This window comes from Paenibacillus sp. y28, from assembly GCF_037137075.1.
Classification (GTDB): Bacteria; Bacillota; Bacilli; order Paenibacillales; family NBRC-103111; genus JBBBNV01.
The window spans coordinates 1-6339 of sequence record NZ_JBBBNV010000059.1 but is presented as its reverse complement, the minus strand read 5'-3'; the positions used below and the strand labels follow the sequence as shown (position 1 = coordinate 6339).

Sequence of the window (6339 nt, the reverse complement as noted above, 5' to 3'; positions counted from 1 at the left end):
GTCGCACCGCCTGTCGTCAGCGCATTGCCATGTGCGTCCTTCAGCTTCACCGTCACCGTCGTCTGGCTTGTACCGTCGGCAGTCAAGGACGCAGCGTCCACCTCGACCGTACTGCTCGCCGCAGACGCCGCGCCAGGCACGAACTGCACGATCGCCGTCGACGCCAGCGCGGTCCCGCCAAGCGTGGCGCTTACCGTGGCGGCTCCCGCTGTCGCCGGAGCCGTCAGCGTCGCCGTGTACGTGCCGTTGTTGTTATCCGTGATGCCGCTAACGGTGCCTGACGTCGTCGCAATCCCGACCGTCGCACCGCCTGTCGTCAGCGCATTGCCATGTGCGTCCTTCAGCTTCACCGTCACCGTCGTCTGGCTTGTGCCATTGGCGATCAATGTTGCGTTTGCCGTCTCCACGGTGCTAGCAGCCGCAGACGCTGCTCCCGGCACGAACTGCACGATCGCCGTCGACGTCAGCGCGGTCCCGTCAAGCGTGGCGCTCACCGTGGCCGTGCCCGCTGTTGTCGGAGCCGTCAGCGTCGCCGTGTACGTGCCGTTGTTGTTATCCGTGACGGAGCCGACAGTCCCTAACGTTGACGTCATGGTGACGGTCGCTCCCCCCGTCGTGATATCGTTGCCCTGCGCGTCCTTCACCTGCACAGTGACTGTCGTCTGGCTCGTGCCATTGGCAGCAAGACTGGATTGCGCGGCAAGGATTTGGCTTTCTTCCGGAGATACGGAATAATCCGGGACCATGTAGGTTCTAAAAGCAAAATCACGATTGTTCCCCGAAGAGTACCCTCTTGTATAACCATCACCGCTGCTGATATACCAGCCGACACCGGAGGAGCCTCCGTTCTGCGTGGAAACAACCATGCGATACATCGTTTCCCTTTTTAAATAAAGCGCCGCTCCGGAGAAATCGAACGAAACCCAGCCCTGAAAGGTTGTCGCTGTCGCTGAAGCAAGAAGCGTGGAAAGATCGCTTTCCTTATACAAATCCACCTTGATGAAGCCGGGAGTATAAAAGCCGTCGAAAAAAGAGTTTTCGATTCTACTAAGCCGGCCGCTAATTGCCGGAGTAAAGGTCTGATAACGGGGATAATCACTACTAACCCATATATTCCCGTAGAATGAGGACTGCTCCTGATCCAGAACGGCGGAATCCGCAGCGGTCGCATGGTTTCCGGGTACTAGCCCAACAACCAGCATAAGCACAAGAAATATGGCCATCCATCGCCGATCCTGCTTAACTTTTTTCATTATGTATCCTCCGATTTTGATCATCCTCGTTTCTTTGTTTCAGGTCCTGCCAAGCTGGCTTTCACCACTCCGTCGTAGAGGCCCATATGCCGACAATCACGGCCACCATGACAGCAATACCGAAATACCATTTTGCAAACCGAAGACCCACATACGTCCCATCCATCCATATTTTAATAAAGAGAATGATTTCGGCAATCAGAATACTAATAAAGCCAATCATGAAATTTTCCATACGCATCTACAAATCCCTCTTTTTTCCGACGATATTTATTGAAATAGTAGTATTGCAGTGGACCGTCTTCTATTCAGTAAAATAAAACAAACCCTCCATTTTCTCTATACCTATAAAGAAGTATCTTTGCAATTTTCTCTATAATTACGCAGGCTTGTTCTATTACAATAGAGGTAAGTATGCTGACAGCAGAGGTGTTCGGAAATGAAAGAGATTAGTCCTACCGGAAATCAAGAGGGAATCACGCTCAGGGATATTATGAAGGGCCAAAAAAATATCATGCCTGACCATTTCCTTGCTCTAGCCCGGGCAATTGCGGCTTGCGTCGGGGATCTGCACCAGCAGCAGCGCATTCACCTCGATTTGCGGCCGGAGTCGATACGCATGGCTTCTGAGGAGTGCACATGGTGCCGCCTGCATGAAGGGAATACACTGAAGCGCTTGGCCGACGGTTATGAGCGCCCCACGGGCTCCGGCCTGCCGGAGTCGGACCTCACTTACTGCTCGCCCGAAAATACGGGCAGGATGCTGCGAGCTGTGGATGAGCGCAGCGATTTATATTCTTTGGGCGTTATTTTTTACGAAATGCTGGCTGGACGTCCCCCCTTCCAAGCGAATAACCCCCTGGAGTGGGTGTATATGCATCTGGCGCAAAGCCCACCTCCAATAAGCGGAGAAGCATCTCTGCCCGACGGACTGGAAGCTGTTATCATGAAGCTCTTGGAGAAAAATCCGGATAAACGCTACCAGAGTGCCGGTTTTTTACTAGCCGATCTGGACAAGGTCGGACGTCATCAAGATACCCTGTTCATTGAACCGGGGGTTCACGGCAGAGAGTATGAGCTTTCCGTGCTGAAGCAGTCCTTCTATTCCGTTTGCCTCGGGTCTACGGAGATGGTCTTTATTTCAGGGGAAGCGGGCATCGGCAAAACCAGCCTGATGAATGAAATGTTTCGAAAGCAGCATACACCGGATTTCTTCTACATCACCGGAAAATTCGAGCAGCTATCCAAGGAAATCCCCTATCATCCGATTATTCAGGCATTTCGCGGCTTCATGCGCCATTTGCTGGGAGAGCGCAAGGATCAGTCCGCGCTGTGGAAGCGGAAGCTGAAGAAGGCTTTGGGGGCTAACGCCCATGTTATTACAGAGATTATCCCTGAAGCCGGGCTAATTCTGGGGGAAGTACCGGCTGTAGAGAAGCTTCCGGCCAACGAATCCAAGAAACGGTTCATATATATCTTCCGCAAATTTGTGCAGGCGCTGGCGTCCAAGGAACGCCCGGTCGTCCTGTTTATTGATGATCTGCAATGGGCCGATCATTCATCCCTCCACCTCATTCATGCCCTGCTGTCCGATCCGGAATGCCAGTACTTCATGTTTGTTTGCGCCTATCGCCATGCAGAAATAGAACAACGTGCGCTGCCTGGCTATGAGCCGGACGGTCGTGTTACCGAACAGGCCGTTATTCGCCACATCCATCTGTCCCCGTTGAGTCTGGAGCAGATGAACCGGATTGTGATGGAGACGCTGAACAGCCCGGCCGAGACGACCCTGCCCTTAACAGAGCTGCTGTATCACAAATCTGGGGGCAATCCGTTTCACTGCAAACAAATCTTAATCCGCCTGCAGGACACTCATACCTTGCTGTACGACCCCGTCCAGCGGTGCTGGCAGTGGAATTTGGGCCCTATTATCGCTCTGGAGCCGAGCTATGCCATTCAAGATTTGATGGCGCACAAGCTGCAGCGCCTGTCGAGCGGAGCACACGATCTGGCACGGATTGCCGCCTGCGTCGGAGGGGAATTTCAAGCGCAATTCATTGCCCGTATGGTGAAGGGAGATCCGGAGCCGATGGCTATGCAATGGACCGAGCTGGAAGCAGAGGGTCTGATTTTGCAGGCTGGAGCTGGTACGTTCCGTTTTGCTCATGATCATATCCAGAAGATGATTTATAACAGCATCGATGATCATACCAAGCAGGCCCTTCATGTCCGAATCGGCAACTGTATACGCGAGGCATACGCCGGTTTCGAGGAAAGCCTGTTTGAAGCTGTGAATCATTTGAACCGGGGCTCGAAGACCATCACCGGTGCCCAAGAGCGGCTGCTGCTCGTCAGAATGAATCTGGATGCGGGGAGCCGGGCGAAGTCCTCCTCCGCTAGCGATGTAGCCTTGGGATATTTCAAATGCGGAGCGGCGCTTCTATCGCCGGAGAACTGGAATACGGAGTTCGGGCTGTGCTTCGAGCTGTATGCCCAGAAGGCGGAATGTGAATACTTATGCGGACATACCGAGCAATCCAATCAGGATATCAGCTTCCTGCTCGGTTGTGCGCGAAGCCCGGTTGATCGAAGCAGGGTTCAGCTGATTCAGATTATGCAGTACATTAATCAGGGCAAATATTTGAAGGGCACCACGCTTGGTCTTGAGAGCCTGCGGGCGCATCAAATTACGATCCCCCCTAATCCGGAAAGCTTCCTGATACACACTGAAGGAAAACGTATCGAGCGGCTGCTGCGCAATACGTACGAACGAATTGCCAGCCTGCCGGAAATGTCGGACCCCGAGCAGATCGCGGCGATGAATCTGATTGCGGCCATCATTCCTTCCACCTTTTTCACGAATAAACAGGTATATTTCCTGCTCATGTGCAAAGCCATTGAGCTGGCCCTTCGATACGGGAATACCCCCGAGACGGCGGCTGTTTATTCGGCGTACGGCATGTTTCTGGGAACCTCGCTCGGTCAATACGATAAGGGCTATGCCATTGCCAAGGCAGGAGTCGAACTGGCCGAACGATACAATATGGCCTCGAGTAAAAGCAAAACCTACACGATCTTCGGCGGCGTCCTTTGCCAATTTGCCGGAAATGCCCGTGAAGGCGACGCCTATCTGGCCCGGGCGCTTCGCTTCGGCCTGGATTCGGGAGACTATGTGTTTGCCAGCTATGCTATCGGTGCGCATGTGAATTCCTTATACACGAGGGCCCCTTTAAGCGAATTGGCCAAGGCGATTACCGACTACATGGCCGTGCTGGACACCACACGTGACGAGTTCGTAAGACAGAATTTTTACCTGTACCTGCAATTTATTCTGGCCCTTCAGGGCCGAACGGCCGCACCGGACTCATTGGATAGCGAGGATTTCGAAGAAGAAGCGTTTCTGAACCGGATTCACAAGGAGGAGACCTCGGCCACCACCTTGTTTCAATATGGCGCATATAAGACGCAGCTTTGTTATTTGCTCGGCCGCTATGAGGAGGCTGCCCGCTGGGCCCGGCGAGCGGAGACGCATACAGCCTATGCCGCTCACTTGCCGCATATGCCGGAATGCCTGTTTTATGAGTCGCTTGCCGTATTAGCCGCCCGCACTCCGGCAAGCGGCCATTTCAAAGCAGACAACAGCCTGGTCCGCAAGCTGCGCCGGTTCACCGACTGGGCCAAATGGAGTCCGGCCAGTTATCAGGCCCGTGCCTGTCTCCTTCAAGCCGAATATGCGCGCGTCTCCGGCGAATTCCAGGCTGCTGAGGCTTTATACGACAAAGCCATTCGCGAAGCGAGAGAGCACGGCAATCTCCCGGTGACAAGCCTCGCCGGGGAGCTGGCGGCCAACTATTACTTGAAGCGGGATAAAAGAAAGTCGGCTTTGTTTTATTTGAAAATCGCGGTGGAAGGATACAGGCAGTGGGGGGTACAGATAAAAAGCGTCCAACTCGAGGAGCTGCTGCTGCAATGGCAAAGCCAGGAAAATGCCGCTCTCGCCGGCGGAGCCGTGCAAACGCTGTTGAACAGGAATACCGCGGAGACGGTTGACGGAGCAGCACGCCATCAGGGCGGCCCTCCTTCGCTGGATCGCGTCGATCTCGAAGCCATTCTCGCGACGGCCCAGGCGATCACGAATCAGATGGACATGGATGCCATGCTCGGCAAAATCATGAATACCATCATGAAATATGCCGGTGCAGGCAAAGGGGCTCTGCTAACGGCCAGCAACGATACCCTTCTCATTCAAATCTATGCGGAGGCGGATGAAGCGCAGCCTGTTCCAGGGCCATTGGAGATGACGGATAGCTCCCTGCTGCCCGAAGGAATTATTCGTTATGTTTTCCGTACACAAGAGAATGTGCACTACTCTGCAGGAGAAGAGAGCTGGCTGATTCACAACCCCTACATTGCCAAGCATCATCCCGGATCAGCTCTTTGCATCCCCGTTACGGTTCATGGCACCATGCTCGGTGTGCTCTACTTGGAAAATAAACTGGCCAGCGGTGTTTTCGCGCATGAGCGTATGACCGTCATTCGGGCAATGGCGTCGCACGGACTGTTCATGTGTGTTCTGGAAAGCTCGCCCGCTTTCCCCACCGCGGCCGCGGGGATGGAGGACCACATCCAGCCATTGCCCGGTATCATGGAGGAGCCGCTCACGGATCGTGAGCTGGAGGTGCTCGCCCTGCTCTCCGCGGGATTATCCAATAAGGAAATTGCCGACCATCTCGTTATTGCCATGAACACAGTAAAGGTGCATGTAAAAAATATTTTTGCCAAATTAAAGGTCAACCGGCGCACCAAAGCCGTCGCTCAGGCTAAGGAGCTTAAGCTGCTTGATCAAGGGTCACAGCCGGTCTTAAATCGAAATTTCGGTGAAAATAGAAATGTGCTTCATACGCCCGGCTAAAACACAATGCTCGTTTAGTTGCTTTGTAATAAAATACAAGACAATTAGTACAAGCCGATTCAAATAGGCTTCTAAAAGAGGTTTTTTCCATTTCTACCTAGTGCTTGATTCCGCAAAAGTTCCAACGGTAATAGGGCAATCTTACCAAGGGTTATGTTACACTTGATGAACATA

At 53.3% G+C, this 6339-nt stretch carries 3 protein-coding genes; 1 reads left to right on the top strand and 2 read right to left on the bottom strand.

All coding sequences use genetic code 11. From position 1 onward, the window contains the following. Both WBG83_RS22035 and WBG83_RS22030 read right to left on the bottom strand, forming a co-directional pair. On the bottom strand, window positions 1-1253 hold a 1253-nt coding region (locus WBG83_RS22035), incomplete at its 3' end, for an Ig-like domain-containing protein (protein ID WP_336747537.1). Between the two features lie 61 nt (window positions 1254-1314). After that, the gene (locus WBG83_RS22030; protein WP_336747536.1) at window positions 1315-1494 is read right to left on the bottom strand and encodes a hypothetical protein; all 180 of its coding nucleotides are present in this window, start codon (window positions 1492-1494) and stop codon (window positions 1315-1317) included. 198 nt (window positions 1495-1692) lie between these two features. Between WBG83_RS22030 and WBG83_RS22025 the strand changes: the two genes are divergently transcribed. Then, on the top strand, window positions 1693-6165 hold the full coding sequence (locus WBG83_RS22025) for an AAA family ATPase (protein WP_336747534.1): 4473 nt from the start codon (window positions 1693-1695) through the stop codon (window positions 6163-6165). Window positions 6166-6339: the final 174 nt, after the last annotated feature.

What these genes read in the sequence shown, in the direction of transcription:
- WBG83_RS22030 (WP_336747536.1), bottom strand. Translation starts at nt 1,494, where the DNA reads ATGCGTATGGAAAATTTCATGATTGGCTTTATTAGTATTCTGATTGCC.
- WBG83_RS22025 (WP_336747534.1), top strand. Translation starts at nt 1,693, where the DNA reads ATGAAAGAGATTAGTCCTACCGGAAATCAAGAGGGAATCACGCTCAGG.